Source organism: Kitasatospora sp. CMC57, assembly GCF_045866025.2.
Classification (GTDB): domain Bacteria; phylum Actinomycetota; class Actinomycetes; order Streptomycetales; family Streptomycetaceae; genus Kitasatospora.
This window is the reverse complement of the sequence record NZ_AP035881.2, coordinates 4,191,440-4,210,295: the sequence shown is the minus strand read 5'-3', so window position 1 is coordinate 4,210,295 and position 18,856 is coordinate 4,191,440. Positions and strand designations below refer to the sequence as shown.

At 72.0% G+C, this 18,856-nt stretch carries 18 protein-coding genes; 9 read left to right on the top strand and 9 right to left on the bottom strand.

The genetic code is table 11. The features are described from left to right. Positions 1-9: 9 nt before the first annotated feature. From ACKUU6_RS18805 to ACKUU6_RS18785, 5 genes are all read right to left on the bottom strand, one after another. Positions 10-885, bottom strand: a complete 876-nt coding sequence (locus ACKUU6_RS18805; RefSeq protein WP_407989743.1) for a maleylpyruvate isomerase N-terminal domain-containing protein — start codon at positions 883-885, stop codon at positions 10-12. A gap of 138 nt (positions 886-1,023) precedes the next feature. Next, positions 1,024-2,190 (bottom strand): oxygenase MpaB family protein, encoded by a 1,167-nt coding sequence (locus tag ACKUU6_RS18800; RefSeq protein WP_407989742.1) that lies wholly within the window; start codon positions 2,188-2,190, stop codon positions 1,024-1,026. A gap of 27 nt (positions 2,191-2,217) precedes the next feature. Further along, complete coding sequence (locus tag ACKUU6_RS18795; protein ID WP_407989741.1) at positions 2,218-3,258, bottom strand: polyprenyl synthetase family protein; 1,041 nt, start codon at positions 3,256-3,258, stop codon at positions 2,218-2,220. After that, positions 3,251-3,538, bottom strand: coding sequence for a hypothetical protein (locus ACKUU6_RS18790; RefSeq protein ID WP_407989740.1), 288 nt, complete (start codon positions 3,536-3,538; stop codon positions 3,251-3,253). The genes ACKUU6_RS18795 and ACKUU6_RS18790 overlap by 8 nt, the downstream gene beginning before the upstream one ends. Positions 3,539-3,712: 174 nt before the next feature. Continuing rightward, entirely contained in the window at positions 3,713-5,737 is a 2,025-nt protein-coding gene (locus tag ACKUU6_RS18785) for a SpoIIE family protein phosphatase (protein WP_407989739.1), read from the bottom strand. 285 nt (positions 5,738-6,022) lie between these two features. Here ACKUU6_RS18785 and ACKUU6_RS18780 point away from each other — a divergent pair, with 285 nt between their 5' ends. The 3 genes from ACKUU6_RS18780 to ACKUU6_RS18770 all read left to right on the top strand — a co-directional run bounded on the left by ACKUU6_RS18780 (position 6,023) and on the right by ACKUU6_RS18770 (position 10,156). Beyond that, the gene (locus ACKUU6_RS18780) at positions 6,023-6,952 is read left to right on the top strand and encodes a hypothetical protein (RefSeq protein ID WP_407989738.1); all 930 of its coding nucleotides are present in this window, start codon (positions 6,023-6,025) and stop codon (positions 6,950-6,952) included. Between the two features lie 127 nt (positions 6,953-7,079). Further along, entirely contained in the window at positions 7,080-7,766 is a 687-nt protein-coding gene (locus ACKUU6_RS18775; protein ID WP_407989737.1) for an ABC transporter ATP-binding protein, read from the top strand. After that, entirely contained in the window at positions 7,763-10,156 is a 2,394-nt protein-coding gene (locus tag ACKUU6_RS18770) for an FtsX-like permease family protein (protein ID WP_407989736.1), read from the top strand. Before ACKUU6_RS18775 ends, ACKUU6_RS18770 begins: the two co-directional genes overlap by 4 nt. Before the next feature lie 44 nt (positions 10,157-10,200). On the opposite strand, the gene lysA is transcribed toward ACKUU6_RS18770, so the two are convergent. Then, positions 10,201-11,433: a diaminopimelate decarboxylase gene (gene lysA, locus ACKUU6_RS18765; RefSeq protein WP_407989735.1), complete on the bottom strand. Its 1,233-nt coding sequence runs from the start codon at positions 11,431-11,433 to the stop codon at positions 10,201-10,203. Between the two features lie 221 nt (positions 11,434-11,654). On the opposite strand from lysA, the gene ACKUU6_RS18760 reads away from it, so the two are divergent. Next, positions 11,655-13,343: a glycosyl hydrolase family 8 gene (locus tag ACKUU6_RS18760; protein ID WP_407989734.1), complete on the top strand. Its 1,689-nt coding sequence runs from the start codon at positions 11,655-11,657 to the stop codon at positions 13,341-13,343. A gap of 48 nt (positions 13,344-13,391) precedes the next feature. On the opposite strand, the gene ACKUU6_RS18755 is transcribed toward ACKUU6_RS18760, so the two are convergent. Beyond that, positions 13,392-15,035 (bottom strand): RICIN domain-containing protein, encoded by a 1,644-nt coding sequence (locus ACKUU6_RS18755; protein ID WP_407989733.1) that lies wholly within the window; start codon positions 15,033-15,035, stop codon positions 13,392-13,394. A 283-nt stretch (positions 15,036-15,318) separates the two neighbouring features. After that, on the bottom strand, positions 15,319-15,558 hold the full coding sequence (locus ACKUU6_RS18750) for a chaplin (protein WP_407989732.1): 240 nt from the start codon (positions 15,556-15,558) through the stop codon (positions 15,319-15,321). Positions 15,559-15,818: 260 nt separating this feature from the next. Between ACKUU6_RS18750 and ACKUU6_RS18745 the strand changes: the two genes are divergently transcribed. The 4 genes from ACKUU6_RS18745 (at position 15,819) to ACKUU6_RS18730 (ending at position 17,402) form a co-directional block, all read left to right on the top strand. Then, on the top strand, positions 15,819-16,079 hold the full coding sequence (locus ACKUU6_RS18745) for a chaplin (RefSeq protein WP_407989731.1): 261 nt from the start codon (positions 15,819-15,821) through the stop codon (positions 16,077-16,079). A gap of 250 nt (positions 16,080-16,329) precedes the next feature. After that, positions 16,330-16,572 carry a chaplin gene (locus ACKUU6_RS18740; RefSeq protein WP_407989730.1) on the top strand — a complete coding sequence of 81 codons (243 nt, stop codon included), beginning with the start codon at positions 16,330-16,332 and terminating at the stop codon, positions 16,570-16,572. A 100-nt stretch (positions 16,573-16,672) separates the two neighbouring features. Continuing rightward, entirely contained in the window at positions 16,673-16,942 is a 270-nt protein-coding gene (locus ACKUU6_RS18735; protein WP_407989729.1) for a chaplin, read from the top strand. A gap of 97 nt (positions 16,943-17,039) precedes the next feature. Then, entirely contained in the window at positions 17,040-17,402 is a 363-nt protein-coding gene (locus ACKUU6_RS18730; protein ID WP_407989728.1) for a hypothetical protein, read from the top strand. Positions 17,403-17,514: 112 nt separating this feature from the next. Here ACKUU6_RS18730 and ACKUU6_RS18725 read toward each other — a convergent pair whose 3' ends face one another. Further along, a complete protein-coding gene (locus ACKUU6_RS18725; RefSeq protein WP_407989727.1) occupies positions 17,515-18,189 on the bottom strand; it encodes a hypothetical protein in 675 nt (224 codons plus the stop codon). A 285-nt stretch (positions 18,190-18,474) separates the two neighbouring features. On the opposite strand from ACKUU6_RS18725, the gene ACKUU6_RS18720 reads away from it, so the two are divergent. Next, a complete protein-coding gene (locus ACKUU6_RS18720; RefSeq protein WP_407989726.1) occupies positions 18,475-18,819 on the top strand; it encodes a rodlet layer protein in 345 nt (114 codons plus the stop codon). The last annotated feature ends 37 nt before the right edge of the window (positions 18,820-18,856 follow it).

Genomic DNA, 18,856 nt, shown 5'->3' with positions numbered 1-18,856 from the left:
CGGACCTGATCAAGCCAGCGCGTTCGCCAGCCAGTGGTCGAGCAGGGCGGCGTCACCGGTCACCGTGACCTCGGGGGTGGTCGACGGGATCCGGCCCTTGAGCACCAGGAGCAGGGCTGCCGCGTCACCGCGCACCGTCACGTCGGCGGCGGTCCCCTCGGCGGGAGCCACGGCGGTCCGTGGGCCCTCGGGTGTCCGGGTGACCAGCCAGCGGCCGACCTCGCCCGACGGTGCGTCGACCACCTGGAAGAGGAGCGTCTCGCCGGAGCCGCGGAGGTTGACGACCCGGGGGTCGTAGAAGGGCTCGGTCGCCGGGTCGCCCAGCGCGGTCAGCCACAGGCCCACGCTGTCGTACGAGAGCTCCGGGTCCAGCCCGAAGTCCGGCCCGAACTCACGGCCCGCCAGCAGCTCCGCGTCCGCCCGGTGGACTGCTGCCTCCAGCGCACCCCAGCGGGCCCAGAACCCGGCCCGGTGCGGTCCGAAGGTGGTCCAGACCGGGCCGTCCGGGCCCGCGTCGCGCAGGGCGTCGGCAAGCCGGTCGGCCGCGCCCAGCAGCCAGGCCGAGAGGGCCTCCCGGTCGTCGCCGCCGGTGAAGCCGTCCAGCGCGCGCCGGGCCAGGTCGTCCACCGCGTCGGTCCAGTCGGCATCACCGGTGCCCGCGCCGGCCGCCGCGTTTGCGGGTGGCACGAACGCGACTGCCCGGGTCTCCACCAGTCCGGCGGCCCAGCTCAGCGCCTGGTGGAGGTGGCCGATCAGCTGCCCCGCCGTCCACCCCGGGCAGGTGGGTGACGGGTGGTCGAGCTCGACGGCGCTCAGCGCCTTCGCGAGACCCCCGGCCTCGTCGGTGATTCCGGTGCAGAGACGGTCGAAGCTGGCTACGGCCATGGCAGGGCTCCTCTTCTGACGCCGCGCCGTCGCTCCGTGGGCGATCGGCAGCATGCGTCCTATGTCGCGTGAGGCCGACCCTGCATGATCAGGCTGACATCGCCCGGACATCCCGCTGACCTGGTCCGGGAGCTGTCGCTACGTCAGTCCGGCCGAGAGTGGCGGCGGGATCCACGGGTCAGTGCGGGGCTTCGCCGAGGTGACGCCGTAGTCGCTCTTGAGGTGCTCGGGGATGGCGTACTGCATGACCCGTCCGCGGGTGAGCGAGCTGAGCTCCAGGCGGGTGGTGAGGTCGCCGAGGAGGTCCAGGGCCCAGGCGCCCAGCGGGGAGGCGTCCTCGATGCGTTCGAGCACGCCGAGCAGGGTCGGGGTGAGACCGATGGCCTTGTCCCAGGCGGAGCGCGGCACCTGGAGCCAGTCGGCGCAGGTGTCGCCGATGAGGTAGCGGATCAGGGCGGCCACCACCGGGTCGAGCAGCGTGCCGGGCACCACCTCCTCGTACAGGTCGATGAGTTGGCGGGTGAGGGCGACGCCCTCCTCGGAGGGTCCCATGTGCCTGGCCATGTAGAGGTCGGAGAAGTCGCGGGCCTGCTCCAGGTCGACGGGGGCGGCGGCGGTGTCGACGCCGAGCATCGCGCCGACCACCCGCCAGGCGTAGAAGTACGCGTCGGCGCCTTCGTTGGAGATGTGGATGCCCATCCGGTGCAGGGCGTCCAGCACCTGGATGGAGAACATCATCTGACTGCCGATCATGTCCTCCTGACAGATCGGCACCCCGAGCGCGGCCTCGTCCCAGCGGTTCTCGCGCCGCAGGTGGTGGCGGATCGAGGCGTGCAGCAGGCGGACCTTCTGCGCGGCGGGGATGAACCGGCCGCCGGCCTCGAACGCGTCCGGCCGCATCAGGTAGAGGGTGAACTGCCCGGTCTCCGCCATCCGCTTGGAGGGGTACGCCAGCGAGTGTGTCGCGCTGAGCAGTCGGGCGATGTGCGGGACGACGTAGCAGGCGGGCATCGAGGCGAAGGACAGCGCGGTGGAGATGTGCACGTTGTTGTCGATGAAGAACAGCCTGGCCCGCTCCATCCGGTCCCAGTCCACCCAGTCCGGCGGGGCGACGGTGGCCTCCAGGTAGTCGCGCGCCTCGGCCGGGACGCCGTCGGGCAGCGGCTGGCCGGTCCGGGCGAACCAGCGCATCAGGGTGTTGAACCGGCCCGTCTCGCCGTGCTCGAACAGTGCGGCGACCACGTCGTCGGCCATCGGGTCGCCCTGCCGGCGCAGGGCGTCCATCGCTTCGGGTGTCACGGCCATCGGTGCCCCTCGTTCGGGTCTGGTTGGTCAGGACGTGCGGGCGGTGGCAACCGTGACCAACCCGGCCAGGGCGGCGGCGGCCTGGGTCGGCAGAGCGGCCCGGCCGAGGGCGGTCCGGGCGGCGGTCGCCCGCTCGGTGATCAGCTCCTCGACCCGGGCGCGGGCGCCGGAGCGGATCATGATCTCGCGCAGTTCGGCCAGCTCGGCGGGGCAGAGGTCGGCCCGGCCCAGTACGGCCCGCAGCCGCGCCCGCTCGGCCCCGGTCGCTCCGGCCAGGGTGAGGGCCAGCAGCGCCGTGGGCTTGGCGCCCGCCAGATCGTCCAGGTTGGACTTGCCGGTCCGCCCGGGGTCGCCGAAGACGCCGAGCAGGTCGTCCCTGAGCTGGAACGCCTCGCCCAGCGGCAGCCCGTACGCGGTGAAGGTGGCCAGCAGTGCGGGCGGTGCCCCGGCCAGCAGGGCGCCGAGGTGCAGCGGGTGTTCGACGGTGTACTTCGCCGTCTTGTAGCGGACGATCTCCAGCGAGCTCGCCTCGGACGGCTCCGCGTGGGTGCGCAGGATCTCCAGGCACTCCCCCGCCACCAGCTCGCGGGCGAGCGTCGCCCAGAGCGGACGGGCCCGGCCCAGGTAGGCGGCAGGCAGGCCGCAGCCGGCGAACAGCTGCCCCGCCCAGGACATCAGCAGATCGCCGGCCAGCATCGCCAGTGCCCGGCCCGAGGTCGCGCGCCCCGGTCCCTCGGCGACGGCGTGCCGCAGGGCCACGTGCGCGGTGGGCGCACCGCGGCGGATCGGGCTCCCGTCGATCAGGTCGTCATGGACCACGGCCGCCGCGTGCACCAGCTCCATTGCCGCCGCGGCCCGCACCATCGCCTCGCTGTCCGGCTGCCCCGCCGCCCGCCAACCCCAGTAGGCGAAGGCGGCCCGCAGCCGTTTGCCGTCCGCCACCGCGGCCTGCAACTGCGCTGCCACCGGCCGGAGTTGACCGTCAATGGCGACCAGCAGTCCAGCCTCCCGCTCGACGAAGGCGTTCAGTGCCTGGTCGATCCGCGCCTTGAGCGCCGGGTCAGGCATCGGGTGACGACTGCCGGGAGGCCGCCGCGCGGCGGACCACCGCCTCCAGATGGGATTCGGAGGCCGGTGCGAGGCGGCCGAGCAGCAGTTCTCCGCGCACCCTCAGCTCCTCGTGACCGTCCGCCACCATCTCGTGCAGGTCGGACCGGCCCAGCACCCCGCGCGCCCGCCGCAGCAGACCCTCCGCCTGCTCCAGTCCGAAGTCGACCATCCCGGCGAGGAGTTGGACCGCCTCGGCTCCCCGATCGGCGTGCTTCCCCGCGCTGTCGCCTGCCGACACGGCTTCCCCGCCCTTCCGATGGCCCGGCGGCGACGGCATCCACCGGGCGGCGGCGCGGCACGCGCGGTCAAGGGCGATCCTTCCCGATCCCTTGCAGCCAAGTCCGGAGTTCAGCCGTACTGATGGAGAGTTGACGGTCTCTCAGCCGGCTGCGGACGCCTGTGCTAAGCCCTGTCAGGGGCGCGGCGGCAGGGCCCGGAAGGCGAGCAGGGCGATGTCGTCGCGGGTGTCGGGCACCTGGGCGAGCAGGAGGTCACAGAGGTCGTCCAGGGGCAGTTCCCTGGCCTGGTAGGCGGCGGCCAGCAGGCGGTCGAAGCCGGTGGTCAGGTCCTCGCCGGGGACCTCGACCAGGCCGTCGGTGTAGAGCAGCAGGGTGTCACCGGGGGCGATGTCGGCGTGGTGGGTACGGCGCGGCTCGTCCGGCGCCACGCACAGCGGGACGTCCGCCTCGGCCGCGGTGAGCAGGCGCGGCTCGCCGGTGGCGGGCAGCAGCAGGGGCGGCGGGTGCCCGGCGTTGGACCAGGCGGCCCGCCAGCCGGGGCCGGTGCGGGTGAGGTGCAGGTGGACGGCGGTGGCGAAGGTGCCGACGCCGAGGCCGCCTGCGGCCCGGTCGAGCGCGGTCAGTACGTCGGCGGGGGTCTGGGTCCCGGTCCGGTTGTAGGCCAGCGAGCGGAGCATGGCGCGCAGTTGGCCCATCGTGGTGGCCGCGGTGAGGTCGTGTCCCGAGACGTCGCCGATGGTCAGTGCGACCGGGCCCTCGGGCAGCAGGAAGGCGTCGTACCAGTCGCCGCCTACCTCGGCGGCCCGGTTGCCGGGCTGGTAGCGGGCGGTGATCCGGGCGCCGGGGACGGCAGGCGGGTCGGTGAGCAGCGCCCGTTGCAGGACCAGGGCGACCTGCCGGGTCCGCTGGAGCTCCAGGGTCTGACCCAGCGCGCTCTGGGCGCGTTGTAGGACGTCGCGGAGCAGCTCGATGTCGCCGGTGCCGGGCGGCGGGCCGTCCTGACAGGTGGCGGCGGCTGCGAGGACCACGGTGGTGCCGTCGATGACCAGCGGCAGCAGGGTCAGGCTGGTGGCGTGGGCCTCCGCCAGCCAGTGGGCGGACTCCTCGGGCACCACGCCGGAGGGCACCTCCCCGGCCGGGAAGGTGATCAGCACCGGGGTCTGTTCGACCACGGCCCTGAGGGCGGCCGGTCCGAGCCGGAAGGTCTGTTCGCGCAGCGCGGGCAGCGGCGGCAGGCCGGGCCGGGCGGCGGAGGCGATCCGGGTGCCGATGACCTGGTCGGGCCGTCCCGTACTCTGCCGGGCGGCCAGCAGGAACACCGTGCAGGCGTCGGTTAGATCGGGCACCACCAGCTGGGTGACGGCCTCGAAGGCGTCCTCCGGCCGGGAGCTCCCGGTCACCGCCGTGGTCTCGACCAGCAGCCGTTCGCGCTGCCGGGTGCGCCAACGGTCCTCGACGTCGGCGGTCGCGCCGACCCACTCCACCAGCTCGCCCCCACGCAGCACCGGCACCACCCGGACCGCGATGTGACGGTACGTCCCGGAGGCGAACCGCAGCCGGTAGGTGTACTCGAACTTCGAGGGCTCACCCTCAGCCGCCCGGCTCCACTGCGCCAACAGGCCCTCGCGGTCCCGGGGGTGGACCAGCTCCAGCCACCGCTCGTCCATGGTGTCCCGCCACGGGTGTCCGGTCAGCCGCTCCCAGCCGGGCACCAGTTCGGTCATCGAGCCGTCCGGGCGGGCGACCCAGACCAGCTGGGAGACCGCCGTCATCAACGCCTCGTACCGCTCCAGCGCGTGCAGGCGTTCGACGGAGAGCCGCTCGGCGTCCTGGGTGGACCGGACCTGCGCGGTGGTGTCGATGACGGCGATCAGCACGCCCGGGCCGTAGCGGGAGGAGACCGGAGAGCAGCTGTACACGCAGTACCGGCGGTCGGCCCCGTCCGCGCGATCCACCACGACGGGTGTGGTGACCTGCCGGGCGGCGCCGTCGGCGAGCACCTGGTCGAGCCTGCCGACGAAGCCCTCCCGCTCCGGCCCGGCGAACAGCTCCCCGACCGGCACGCCCAGGGGCCTGGGCCCGAACAGCTCCTGGAACGCCTCGTTGCGGTACGCGAGTTGGTGCTCCGGTCCTGCGGTAAGGGCGATCGCGACGATCGCCCGGTCGAAGACCTCCGGCGCCAACTGCGGCTCGGGCACCCTGACGCTCCCTCCCGGACGGCGGACGGCAGACGGCCGCCACTGCGTGGCGATCCCCGGCGAACGCTACCCGCGGATACCGGCTCCGCCACGGGAACCGGTACCGCTCGTCTGCGCCGTGTCGCGAGGGCGCCTGCGGCCGTTGGGCCGTCCGGGTGATCCGACTCACCCGGACGGTCGATCTCCGCGTGACCGCTGTGCTACGTTCCGTGACGTCATGAACTTACAGATGACCCCGGCGGTGCGCCAACACCCCGGGGTCCGGCACCGGAGCAAGACCTCCAAATGCGAATTCATCGTAGCGCCCACGCGCGCGCCTTCGCCGTCCTTCCCAACGCCCTGCTCCAGGACCGGCGACTGAGTTACACCGCCCGGGGCCTGCTGGCCGACCTGCTCTCCCGCCCCGACGGCCGGCGCGAGGACGGCCGACAGATGGCCGACTCCAGCACCCAAGGCCGGGGCGCGGTCCGCAGGGCCCTGCGGGAGCTGACCGAAGCCGGGTACTACCGGGTCAACAAGATCCGGATGCCCAACGGCAGGGTGCACTCCGAGGCTCATGTGTTCGACACTCCGCAGCCGACGTCGCCGGGTACCCCCCGTCCAGCCGCCGGTGAAGCAACGGCCGGTCCCGCTGGCACCCCTTCCGTAAAGAACCCGGAGAAAACACCCTCCCGTGGTGGCCGCCACGCTGACGAGCCGTCGGCCCGCCCGGCTCGGCGCCCCAAGAAACCACCGGCCGCCGAACCGGACGAGCAGACACGTGAGGCGGTGGCCACGCTGTTCCGGGTGATCAGACCGGAGCCGCGCCTACGCCTCGGCGAGGCCGAAGCCCTGGGGCTGGCCCCCCTGGTCACCCGATGGCTCGAACGAGGCTGCACCACAGCCGAGTTGGCCCGCGCTCTGCTGCCCGACCTCCCTGCTCCACTGCACTCCCCGGCCGCCCTGCTCCGCTACCGCCTGGAGCGCACGATGCCGCCCGTCCGGCCTGCCGGGCAGCCCCCAGGGCCTCGGTACGGCGAGTGCACCAGATGCCACGACCCGGTGTCCCAGCCGGGAATCTGCCGCGCCTGCGCGGGGCTCGCCCCGCGCCCGGTCGCCGTCGGCGGCGGCGCACTCGCGACCCGCAGCGGCGTCGCCCTGGCCCGGGAGGCGATGCGCACGGCCGGTCAGCGCATCCCCCGGCCGCGACGGTCGGCGCCGCAGGCCGTGCCGTAGGCGGCGTTCCGCGGGAGGCCCAGTCCAGTATCCGCCTGATGTATACCCTGTGTGTATAGTCGCCCGGGACGGGTCGCCCGAGGTGGTGGCCGTACTGTGAACGACCGATATGACACGGAGCCGTGCGATGACCGCACCTGCCACCCTGCTCTCGGCCCGAGGGCTTCGGAAGAACTTCGGGCTGACGCCCGCGCTGGAGGACGCCTCGATATCGGTGGCAGCGGGTGAGCTCGTCGCCGTGATGGGCCCGTCCGGGTCAGGGAAGTCCACCCTGCTGCACTGCCTGGCGGGGATCAGCCGGCCCGACGCAGGCAGTGTGGCCTACCGGGGAAGGGAGTTGGACGGCTCCACGGACGCCGAGTTGAGTGCGCTGCGGCGTACGGAGTTCGGCTTCCTGTTCCAGTTCGGGCAGTTGGTACCGGAGTTGAGCTGCCTGGAGAACGTGGCGCTGCCGCTGCGACTGAACGGGATGCGGCGGCCGGCCGCCGAGGCCAGGGCGCGGGAGTGGCTGGAGCGGCTGGAGGTCGGCGAGGTGGCGGCGCAGCGGCCGGGCGAGGTCTCCGGCGGCCAGGGGCAACGGGTGGGTGTGGCACGGGCGTTGATCACCGCGCCGTCGGTGGTGTTCGCGGACGAGCCGACCGGTGCGCTGGACTCGTTGAACGGTGAGCGGGTGATGGCACTGTTGGCGAGCGCCGCGAAGGACACCGGCGCGGCGGTCGTCCTGGTCACCCACGAGCCCCGGGTGGCCGCGTACGCGGACCGCGAGGTCGTGGTCAGGGATGGCCGCACCCAGGACCTGGCGGCGGCCGCGTGAGCGCGCCACCGGCCCGGGACCAGGTCCGTTCCCCGCTGCTGGCGCAGTTCGCGCTCGGCGCCCGGCTCGCGCTGGGCGGCGGCCGGGAGGGCTGGGGCCGGCTGCTGCTGACGGCCGCCGGGGTCGGCCTCGGGGTGGCGCTGCTGCTGTTCACCGCCTCCTTTCCGGGCATCGTCCAGCACCGGAACCAGCGGCTCTACCTGCAGAACGACACCTTCGACGACGGACCTGCGACACCGACCGGGCAGAGTGTGCTGGTCGCCGACGCGGACACCAAGTACCGGGACACCCCGATCCGAGGACGGGTGGTGCAGCCCGAAGGGCCGCAGGCCAGCGTCCCTCCGGGCCTGGCCGCCTTCCCGGGGCCGGGGCGGATGGCCGTCTCGCCCGCCCTCGCGGACCTGCTGGACGAACCCGCCAACCGCCTGCTCAGAGAGCGGCTGCCATACCCGGTGACCGGCACCATCGGCCCGGACGGCCTGCTCGGCCCGGGGCAGTACTCCTTCGTGCTCGGCGGCTCCGAACTCTCGGTGGCGAGCGGGGCGCACCGGATCACCGAGTACGGGCACCTCGCGCCACCCAAGCCGATGGACCCCCGGCTGGTGCTGCTCAACGTGGTCGGGCTGACGGTAATGCTGGCGCCGGTCGGGGTCTTCCTGGCCGCGGCCGCACGGTTCGGCGGTGAGCGCCGGGACCGGCGGCTGGCCGCGCTGCGGCTGGCCGGGGCGGACCGACGGATGACCGCCCGGCTGGCGGCGGGCGAGTCGTTGGTCGGCTCGATGCTCGGGCTGGTCACCGGGGTGGCGCTGTTCCTGATCGGGCGTCAGCTGATCGAGCGGCTGACCGTGGCCGGCTTCAGCTTCTACGCCTCCGACGTCTCACCCCAGCCGCTGAGCGCGGTCGCGGTGATCCTGGCGGTGCCGGTGCTGGCCGTCGGGGTGACCCTGCTGGCGATGCGCCGGGTGACCGTGGACCCCCTCGGCGTCGTCCGCCGCAGCGGCTCGGACCGGCGGCGGCTGTGGTGGCGCCTGGCGCTCCTGGTACTGGGCCTGCTGGTGATCGGGGCGGCGATGGCGCTGCCCTCCGGCTACAACCCGGCCGGTGACGCCCGCGACGAGCTGCTCAATCCGGTGCAGGACACCAGGGGTTCGCTGCTGGTCTCGTTCGGCGTGCTGCTGATGCTGGCTGCGGTCTGCACCCTGCTGCCCTGGCTGGTCGAAGCGGTGATCCGCCGGGCCGACGGCGGTGGGCTGTCCTGGCAGCTCGCGGTCCGTCGGCTCCAGCTCGGGGCCGGGCCGGCCGCCACCGCCGTGACCGGCGTGGTGGTGACGGTGGCGGGGGCGATCGCGCTGCAGACCCTTTTCATGGGGGTCGGTCAGACCTACCGGTTGGCCGAGCCCGACACCACCGGCTACCGCTTCCAGCAACGGGTGCAGTTCCCGGCCGCCGGGTCGGCGACGGAGCTGGCCGCCCGGCTCGGCCGCTCACCCGGGGTGGCCAGGGCGGCGGGCTTCATCGAGCTGAACGTGACCGACCCAAGCGGTGAGACCTGGTACAGCGACACAGTGCGGATCGCCGACTGCGCCACCCTGGCCCAGTTCGCGGCACTGCCCGGTTGCCGGGACGGCGACGCCTTCGCCAGTCCGATCGGTGACGAGCCGGGCGTGCGGTACGGCGATCGGCCGGTACCAGCAGGCGCCCGGGTACGGGCCGAGCGCACGCCCGGTGCCGAGGCGGCGGTCTGGACGATGCCCGGCGTCATCACCCCGGCGCCCCGGCTGAGCCGCGTCGACCCGGGCATCGCCTACAGCGGCAACCTGCTGCTGCTCACGCCGGGGGCCGTACCACCCGAGGCGGCGAACGGACAGCGGCGGGTCGTGCTGGTGGCGATGGACGGAGCGGCGGCGGAACCGCTGGAGCAGCTGACCACCGACGTGATGGTGCTCTCCCCGCAGGCCCGTACGGTCTCGCTGTCCGAGAACGGTCAGGACCACACCTACCTCGCCGTCAAGCGGGTGCTCACCGCCGGGGCCGGGCTGACCCTGCTGCTGGTCACCCTGAGCCTGCTGGTCGGCCAGTTGGAACGGCTGCGGGAGCAGCGCCGGATCCTGGGCGTGCTGTACGCCTTCGGCACCCGGCGCCGGGTGCTGGCGCTGTCCGTGCTGTGGCAGACAGCGATCCCCATGGCGCTCGGGCTGGCGCTGGCGGCGGCGGGCGGGCTGCTGATGGGCGCGGTGCTCCAGTACACGGCCGGGCTGGACTTCTCCGTCGAGTGGAGTTCGATGCTGGCCCTGTCGGGGGCGGCGGCCGCCTCCGTCCTGCTGGTCACCCTGGCCGGGCTCCCGCTTGTGCTCCGGCTGATGCGGCCCGACGCGCTGCGGTACGAGTAGGCCGCCCGCCCGACGCGCTGCGGTACGAGTAGGCCGCCCGCCCGTCAGTCCTCCAGCGCGAGCAGCTCCTCGATCGTCTGGCGGCGGCGGATCAGCCGGGTCTCCGGGCCGTCCACCAGCACCTCGGGGATCAGCGGGCGGGTGTTGTAGGTCGAGGACATGCTCGCGCCGTAGGCCCCGGTGTCGTGGAAGACCGCGAGGTCGCCGATCTCGACCCGGGGCAGCGGGACCGGCAGCACGTCGCCGCCGGGCGCCTGGGTGAAGACGTCGCCGGACTCGCAGAGCGGCCCGGCCAGCACGGTGTCGATCACCGGGGCGCCGAGCTCGGCGCCGTCGCGGAGCACGGTGACCTGGTGCGCGCTGCCGTACATGGCGGGGCGCATCAGGTCGTTGAAGCCTGCGTCCACCAGCACGAAGTGGTTGCTGCCGACCGGCTTCTGGGCCCGGACCTCGGCGGCCAGCACTCCCGAGTTGGCGACCAGGAACCGGCCGGGCTCGATCTCCAGCCGGACCGGGTGGCCGAGTTCACCGGCCAGCTCGCGGCGGGCGGCGTCCCAGATCCGGAAGTAGCGGTTGGTGTCCACCTCGGGCTGCCCGGCGGCGTACGGGACGGAGAGGCCGCCGCCCGCCGAGATGGCGCGGACGTCGTGGCCGGAGATCCTGACCTGCTTGACCATGGTCTCGCAGACCGCCTCCAGGTGGCCGTAGTCCACCCCGGAGCCGATGTGCATGTGGAAGCCGGTCAGGTCGAGGCGGTACCGCTCGACCAACTCGAGTGCGGCGGGCAGGTGTTCGTGCCAGATGCCGTGCTTGCTCTGCTCGCCGCCGGTGTTGGTCTTGCGGCTGTGGCCGTGGCCGAACCCGGGGTTGATCCTGATCCAGACCGGGTGGCCCGGGGCCGCCTCGCCGAGCTGTTCGAGCATCTGCGGGGAGCCCGCGTTGACCGGGATGCCGAGCTCGACCACCCGGGCCAGGGTGGCCCGGTCGAGCAGGTCGGCGGTGAAGACGATCGGCTCGTCGGCGCCGTCGGGACGGTACCCGGCCCGGAGCGCGCGCTCGATCTCGCCGAGCGAGACCGCGTCCACCGCGACGCCCTGCTCCCGCATCAGCCGGAGCAGCTGGGTGTTGGAGCACGCCTTCTGCGCGAACCGGACGGTGTCGAACTGACTCAGCCTGGCGATCTGACGCCGGATGCCCTCCGCGTCGTAGATCCAGACCGGGGTGCCGAACTCCTCGGCGACGGCGGCGATCCGGGGACCGGGTATTGCGATGGTCATCACGGGCTCCAGAGCAGGCAGGTGGTGCGTCGATCCTGCTGGATCCGGCCCGGAATCCGCTGAGCCGTCCGCCTGGTGGGCGGTCCGCTGGACAGTCCGGCCAACCGGAGCCGACCGATCCGGGCACGGAGCATTACAGCCCGCTGAACACCGGTCTCCATTAGGAAACTTTACTAACCTACCTGTTGACCCCCACCCACCCGAGCCCACATGCTCCCGCCATGTCCCTTACCAGAAGCAAGACTTCGGTCGCGCTCTGCGCGGCCACGGCAGCCGGAGCGCTGCTCACCAGCCTGCTCGCCCTGAGCCCCGCCAACGCCGCCCCGGGCAACCTCGCGCTCAACCGGCCGGTCACCGTCTCCTCCACCGAGACCAGCACCTACGGCGGCGCCAAGGCCGTCGACGGCAGCGGCACCACCCGCTGGGCCAGCGTCGAGGGCGTGGACAACCAGTGGATCCAGGTCGACCTCGGGGCCGGTACCTCGGTCGGCCGGGTCGTCCTCAACTGGGAGGCGGCGTACGCCAAGGCGTACCGGGTGGAGCTCTCCGACGACGGCAGCAGCTGGCGCCAGGTGTACGCCACCAGCACCGGTGACGGCGGCACCGACGACCTGACGGTCAGCGGCACCGGCCGGTACCTGCGGGTCTTCGGCACCGCGCGCGGCACGGCCTACGGCTACTCGCTGTTCGAGCTGGAGGCGTACGGCAGCGGCGGCACGCCGACGCCCACCCCGACCCCCACTCCCACCCCGACCCCCGGCGGCGTGAACGTGCCCTTCGGCAGCCACGCCTTCCCGTACGCCGCCGGGACCATCACGGTCTCCGGCAGCCAGGCCGTCAACGACGCCAAGGTGGTGGACTACTACAAGAAGTGGAAGGCCGCCTTCGTCACCTCCAAGTGCGGTAACGGCTGGTCCGCGATCGCCTCCACCGACGCCGACCACCCGTACGTCGCCGAGGGCCAGGGCTACGGGCTGACCATCCTGGCCACCATGGCCGGGGCCGACCCGGACGCCCGGACCTCCTTCGACCGGGTGCTCAAGTACGTCCTCGACCACCCCTCGGTGAACAACCCCGCCCTGCACGCCGCCGAGCAGGACGTGAACTGCAAGAGCGTGGACGGCAGCGACTCCGCCACCGACGGCGACCTGGAGATCGCGTACGCGCTGCTGCTGGCCGACCGGCAGTGGGGCAGCACCGGGAGCTACAACTACAAGTCCCTCGCGGTGAAGCGGATCAACGCGATCAAGGCGAGCGAGGTGGTGGCCGGCACCAAGCTGACCAACTTCGGCGACTGGTCCGACGGCAACTACAACACCATGAGCCGTACGTCGGACTGGGTGCCCGGCCACTTCAAGGCGTTCCGGAAGGCGACCGGCGACGCCGCCTGGGACGGCATCCTGACCGCCCACCAGAACGCGGTCGCGCACCTGCAGAGCGCCTACTCCCCCGGCACCGGGCTGCTCCCCGACTTCGTGGTCAACACCAACACCAGCGACCTCAAGCCGGCACCCGGCAAGGTGCTGGAGTCGACGCTGGACGGCGCCTACTCCTGGAACGCCTGCCGTGACCCCTGGCGGCTCGGCGTGGACGCGCTCACCACCGGTGACGCCAAGTCGCTCGCGGCGGTGCGGAAGATGAACACCTGGGTCAAGTCCGCCACCGGCGGGGACCCCAACCGGATCGCCCAGGGCTACAAGCTCAACGGCTCGGTGGCGGAGGCCGGTTCGTCGGTCGCCTTCATCGCGCCCTTCGCGGTGGCCGCCGCCACCGACGCCTCCAGCCAGGCGTGGCTGGACGCGATCTGGAACAAGCTGAACGCCACGCCGCTGGACCCGAGCGGTTACTACGGCGCCAGCATCCAGCTCCAGGTGATGATCGCGATCACCGGCAACCACTGGCTGCCGTAGCAATGGGACGGGCCCGGTCGGCCTCTCGCCGCCCGGGCCCGTCCGTCGTCACGGCAGGTAGGCGATGCCGAGCTTGGTGAGCTGCCACCGCTGGTCCGCCGCACCCGTGTCGGCCGCCAGCGCGACCACCCGGTTGCCCTGGCCGTCCAGCTGGGCCGAGAGGCCCATCACCTCGGACTGGTCCATCGCGGCGGCCAGTTGGTAGCCACCGGCGGCAGCCGACTTGAAGATCCAGCGCTGGTTGTCACCACTGTGGCAGGCCCACTGCACCAGCCGGGTGCCCGGCGCGGTGGCTGCACCGGTGGCGTCCAGGCACATCGACTCGTTGCCGCTGACGTTGAGCGAGAAGCCCCCCGCCGAGCGGGAGTTGAGCACGAAGGACTGGTTCAGCCCGCCGGTCGCACCGTAGCCGATCACGGGCCGTCCGTTGGTGCTGTCGCCGTACGTACCGCCGCCCGCGATGTCCAGCACCTGGCCGGTGGCGACGTTGGTGAGCTGGTACCAGGCGCCTGCCTCCGGCTTGTCCGGGAACGGCTGACCAGACGTCAGTGGCCGGATCGAGGTGGTGTTCTGCGGATCGAGCGTGCAGAACGCCTCCTTGAGATCGGGCTGCCGGTAGAACTGGTTCAGACAGACCCCCTCGCCCCGGTACCCGGCCACCCGCAGGTGGTAGGACTGCCGCACCATGTTCATGCAGACGCCCGGGATGCCGATCTCGTGGTCGCAGCCGTTCCTGGTCTTCTCGGACAGGTCGATCACGTCACCGTTGGTGTACTCGTACGGCGAACTGGTCCAGCCCGCGCAGACCTCGTGGCCGTACGAGACCCGCCGCTGGTCCAGGTACCTGACCCCCGGCACCCGGGACGCCGCCGTGCGGAGCGCGTCGCTGAGCGTCGGCACCACCCAGTTGTGGCCCCAGGCAAGGTCCTCGGGGAAGGCCGGGCAGCCGTCCGCAACCTTGCCGACGTAGTCGTTGCGCCGGATGTCCGGGGTGATCGGGGTGAAGTAGGACTGGTGGACCAGCTGGTACGAGGAGTCGGCGTACCCGGCGGCCCGCATGGTGTTGCGGATGTTCGTGAGGGCGGCCACCACCTTGGGAATCACCCGCTCGGCCCGCTGGGTGATCGCGGCGCTGCCGATGGTGTCCCGGCAGCCCTGGTCCTTGGGGACCGGGAAGTACTGCGTCAGGCAGCTCATCATGATGCCGCTGAAGTCGAAGTCGTCGTTGGCGCCGATCGTGACGACCACCATCTTGACGTCGTACTGCGCCGCCACGCGGGCCAGTTGGACGTCCTGCTTGACCTCACCGAAGTCGCCGCTGCCCGGCCCGGTGATCTTCGCCAGCTCCGGGTCGCTGACCAGGTCACCGGTCTGGGCACCGGAACAGGCCAGGTCGACCGGGGTGACACCGGGCAGGTCGGTGACGAAGATCTCCGACTTCGCGTGCCGGTGACAGTAGTTGGTGGGGGTGTCGGTGCCGGGCTCGTACGCGTCGTTGGTGTCGGTGCCCGCGCCCTCACCGGAGATGGCGCTGTCGCCGAGCGCGACGACGGCGGCGGGCTTCACGGTGGCCGTGGGGGCGGCCGAGGCGGTGGGGGTGCCCGCCAGGGTGAGGGCGGCGAGCAGACCGACGGCGGCCGTCAGGGCGGCACGGCGTTGTCGCCGCGCACCGGGCAGTACTGTCCTGATCACGCGTGACTCCTTGAGGGTGGGGGCCACTCGGCGTGCGCCGGGCGGCGCGGAGTATCGGGCGTGGAACGGTGGGCAGAAGATGAGCCCGGCTCACATGCTAGGTACTGACAAGTAACGCAACAAGAGTCATGACACCGCCCGGACAAGGGAGTTACCGCCCACCCGGCCGCTCCCGGACAGCACGGAACCGCCGCCCCGCGCCTCAGGAGGGGAGGCGGGGAGCGGCGGCTCGGGTACGGCGGAATCGACCGAGAGTTACAACTCAGTTGCTACGCGGCTGAATTCAGCCGACGTTGGCGCAGGAGTTGCCGAACGCGGGGTTGAGCGCGCCGATCACGTTGACGCTGTTGCCGCAGAGGTTGACCGGAATGTGCACCGGGACCTGGACGGAGTTGCCGGAGATGACACCCGGGGAGCCGGCGGTGACGCCCTCGGCCTCGGCACTCGCCATCGCGGTGCCCGCACCGGCGGCAACGATGCCGACAACAGCGGCGCCGACAGCGGCGGCCTTCTTGACGCTCATTTGAGTCTCCTCGTAGATCAGTTCTTCCAGTTGCCGTACCAACAGCGGACGAGCAAGGAAGCGCACAGGCGTGCGTCGAGTCCAACGAGGGCCGGCCCGCGCAGTTGCGCCGCCACTCCGACAATCACCCGGATGCAGTAATCCGAGCATTTGGGTGATCGCGGAAGCCGCCCGTTTCCCCCTGCGCACTGCGTCGTTCTTACTGGCGAACCCAGCTCCACCCAGTCCGCTGTTCCACACGCAAGAAATGAGTTCGCACCATGCGCAAGCTCGCCTACGGCACCCTCGGTACCGCCGCCACCGCGGCCCTGCTGCTGACCGGCGCCGCTGCCGCCTCCGCCCACGGCCACCACCACACCAGTGGCGCCTCCGCCGAGGCCGTCACGGCCGGCTCGCCCGGTGTGCTCTCCGGCAACTCCGTGCAGGTCCCCGTGCACGTGCCGATCAACCTCTGCGGCAACACCGTCAACGTGATCGGCCTGCTGAACCCGGCGTTCGGCAACTCCTGCGTGAACGCCTGACTCTGACAGAACGTCAGTCCGAAGATTTCCAGGTGGAGTATTTCGACACCCGCCTGGGCGCGCCGCGATTGCGTCCGGATCTCGACCGTGCGAGAACTGAACGACGGGGCGCGTGAACGAAGCGGCCGAGCGAGACCGCCCAAGCCACGGGCGCAACAAGGCACTTGGGCCGCTCGATTGAAAACCCCCACGGTACCCCCCCAGAACTCGGGCGACGTTTCGGTTCGCCCGTCCAAACGGAGGAATCCCCATGCGCAACATGAAGAAGGCTGCTGTCCTCTCCCTCGCCGCCGCCGGCCTGCTGCTCGGCTCGGCCGGTGCCGCCACCGCCAGCTCCGAGGCCGAGGCCGTCGTCGCGGGCTCCCCGGGTGTGCTCTCGGGCAACAACATCCAGGTCCCGATCCACATCCCGGTGAACGTCTGCGGCAACACCGTCAACGTCATCGCGCTGCTCAACCCGGCGTTCGGCAACTCCTGCGCCAACGTCGGCTGACTCAGCCCCGGCTGAGCCCCGCCTCACCGGGTGGGTGTCCCCGTACCCGTACGGGGACACCCACCCACCCCTCCCTGTGTGATCTAGGAGATCAACCCCCATGCAGAACGTGAAGAAGGCCGCCGCCGTCGGCGCCGCCGTTGTCGGCATCGTCGCGGCCGGTGCGGGCACCGCGCTGGCGAGCTCCTCCGCCGAGGGCGTCACCGCCGGCTCCCCCGGTGTCGTCTCCGGCAACTCGGTCCAGGTTCCGGTGCACGTGCCGATCAACCTCTGCGGCAACAGCATCGACGTGGTCGGCCTGCTGAACCCGGCGTTCGGCAACTCCTGCGCCAACGTCGAGGCCCCCCCGATGGCCGACGAGGACTGCTGAACCACCTGGTGATCGGCAGCACCATCGTGCGAAGCCCCTCGGTCCGCCGACCGGGGGGCTTCGCCGTCCGTCCAGGCACCACCCAGGAGTTGCACCCATGACGCTCAGGAAGAACCTGTCCCTCGGCCTGCTCACCGCCGCGGCCCTGCTCGGCGCCCCCACCGCCGCCCAGGCGGTCGACCTGCCGGTCCCCGGCGGGCAGCTGCAGCCGGTGGACGCGGGCGCCGGGCTCGGCGCGGTGACCGGCGCGCTCGGCCACGGCGTCCGGCCCGCCAAGACGCTCCGGCTCGACCCGTTCGCCCAGTCCTCGGCCGACGTGCTGAACAACGGCCTCGCGCTCGAACCGGACAACGGCCTCAAGCCGGTCTCCACCGCCCCGCTGACCGCCCCGCTGAGCGGTGGCGGCGGCCCGAAGGACCTGCTGCTGGTCGGCGAGGTCACCGACCTGCTGCCCGGCTGAACCCCCGCGCGCACAGCCCCCACGCGCAGCCCGAACCCCCGCGCACACAGCGGAGCCCGGCACCTCCTGTCCGGCCCTGGACGGTGGATGCCGGGCTCTTCCGTACGGAGCGTCAGGCCTGGTCGAGCACCTCACGCATGGTGCCGGCGGTGGTCGAGGTGAGGTCGGTCAGCGAGTCGGTCACCGAGAGCTTCTCGCCGCCCTTGCCGAGGGTCGCCTTGGCGCCCGGGATCGCCTGCACCGGCGCCGTGATCAGCTGCGGGTCCAGCTCGCCGGCGGTCAGCACGTCGTCGGCGGTGGAGTCGCTGCTGCCCTCGACCCAGGAGAACGGCTGACCGAGGGTCAGGCCCGGCCCCTTGGCGTTCAGCGGGGCGGCCGGCGCGTCCAGGGCCAGGTCCCCCAGCTCGGTGCTGTGGTCCGCCGTGGGCAGCGGCAGGGCGGCGTTCAGCCGGGGGCCGACCTTGCCGACCTCGACACCCGGGACCACCCGCTCCGGGATCAGCTGGGCACCCGGCTTCGAGTCCGGCACCGGCGGCATCAGCAGCGAGGTCGGCACCCCGCCCGACACCTGGCCGCCCTTCGGCAGCAACGGCACGTGCTCGCTGACGGTCTCCAGCGGGATGGTGAACGGGACCTCCTCGGTGCCCAACTGGTCCTCGACCGTCGCGACCTGACCGGGCGTCACCGGCGCGCCGTCGGGGGCGGCCATCGCGGCCGACTGGCCCGCGAGCACGCTGGATCCGACCGCCAGGAGCAACGCGCCGGTCGCCCGCTTGGAGAGCTTCATGCTGATCACCGTTCTGTCTGTGGAGCTTCGGTAGCGGCCGCTGCGCGGCCGAAAGCAATCTGCGCAACGAGTAAGCGGTGCTCGGGATAGCACGGGTTAACCGGTATGGCCTAATAATCCGACTGCATCGCCGGAAGTTTGACGATCCGTCATCGATTTTCGAAGTTTCCGCGTAACCTTCGCGCCCGTCATTCTTTGATCTAAATGTCGCAGCCAGGACGGTGTCGGAGGTAATCCCCCCGGACAGGCCGGCAACCGATGTGATTCATCCAGAGAGGTATCTCCATGCTCCAGAAGACTTTCGCGGCTGTCGGGCTGGCCGCTGCCGCCCTGGCCGCCACCGCCGCCCCGGCCTCCGCGATCGGCAACGCGGACGGTGCGGCCGGCTCGATCCAGGGCAATGGCGGCACCAACGCCACGGGCACCTGGGGCAACCACAGCCCGAACTACCACGTGCTCGACAACCCCAACATCTGCCTGCCCGAGGTGCACAACATCGGCGTGGGCGTACTCGGTGTCGCGGTGCCGGTCGAGGTCGCGGCACTGAGCAACCAGCCCAAGCAGACCTGTGTGGTCGGCGAGGGCTCGCTCGGCAGCGGTGACGGCGGCGTCTCCCACCTGGTCGGCTGATCCTCTCGCCGGCTTGGCCCGCAAGGGCCGACTGATC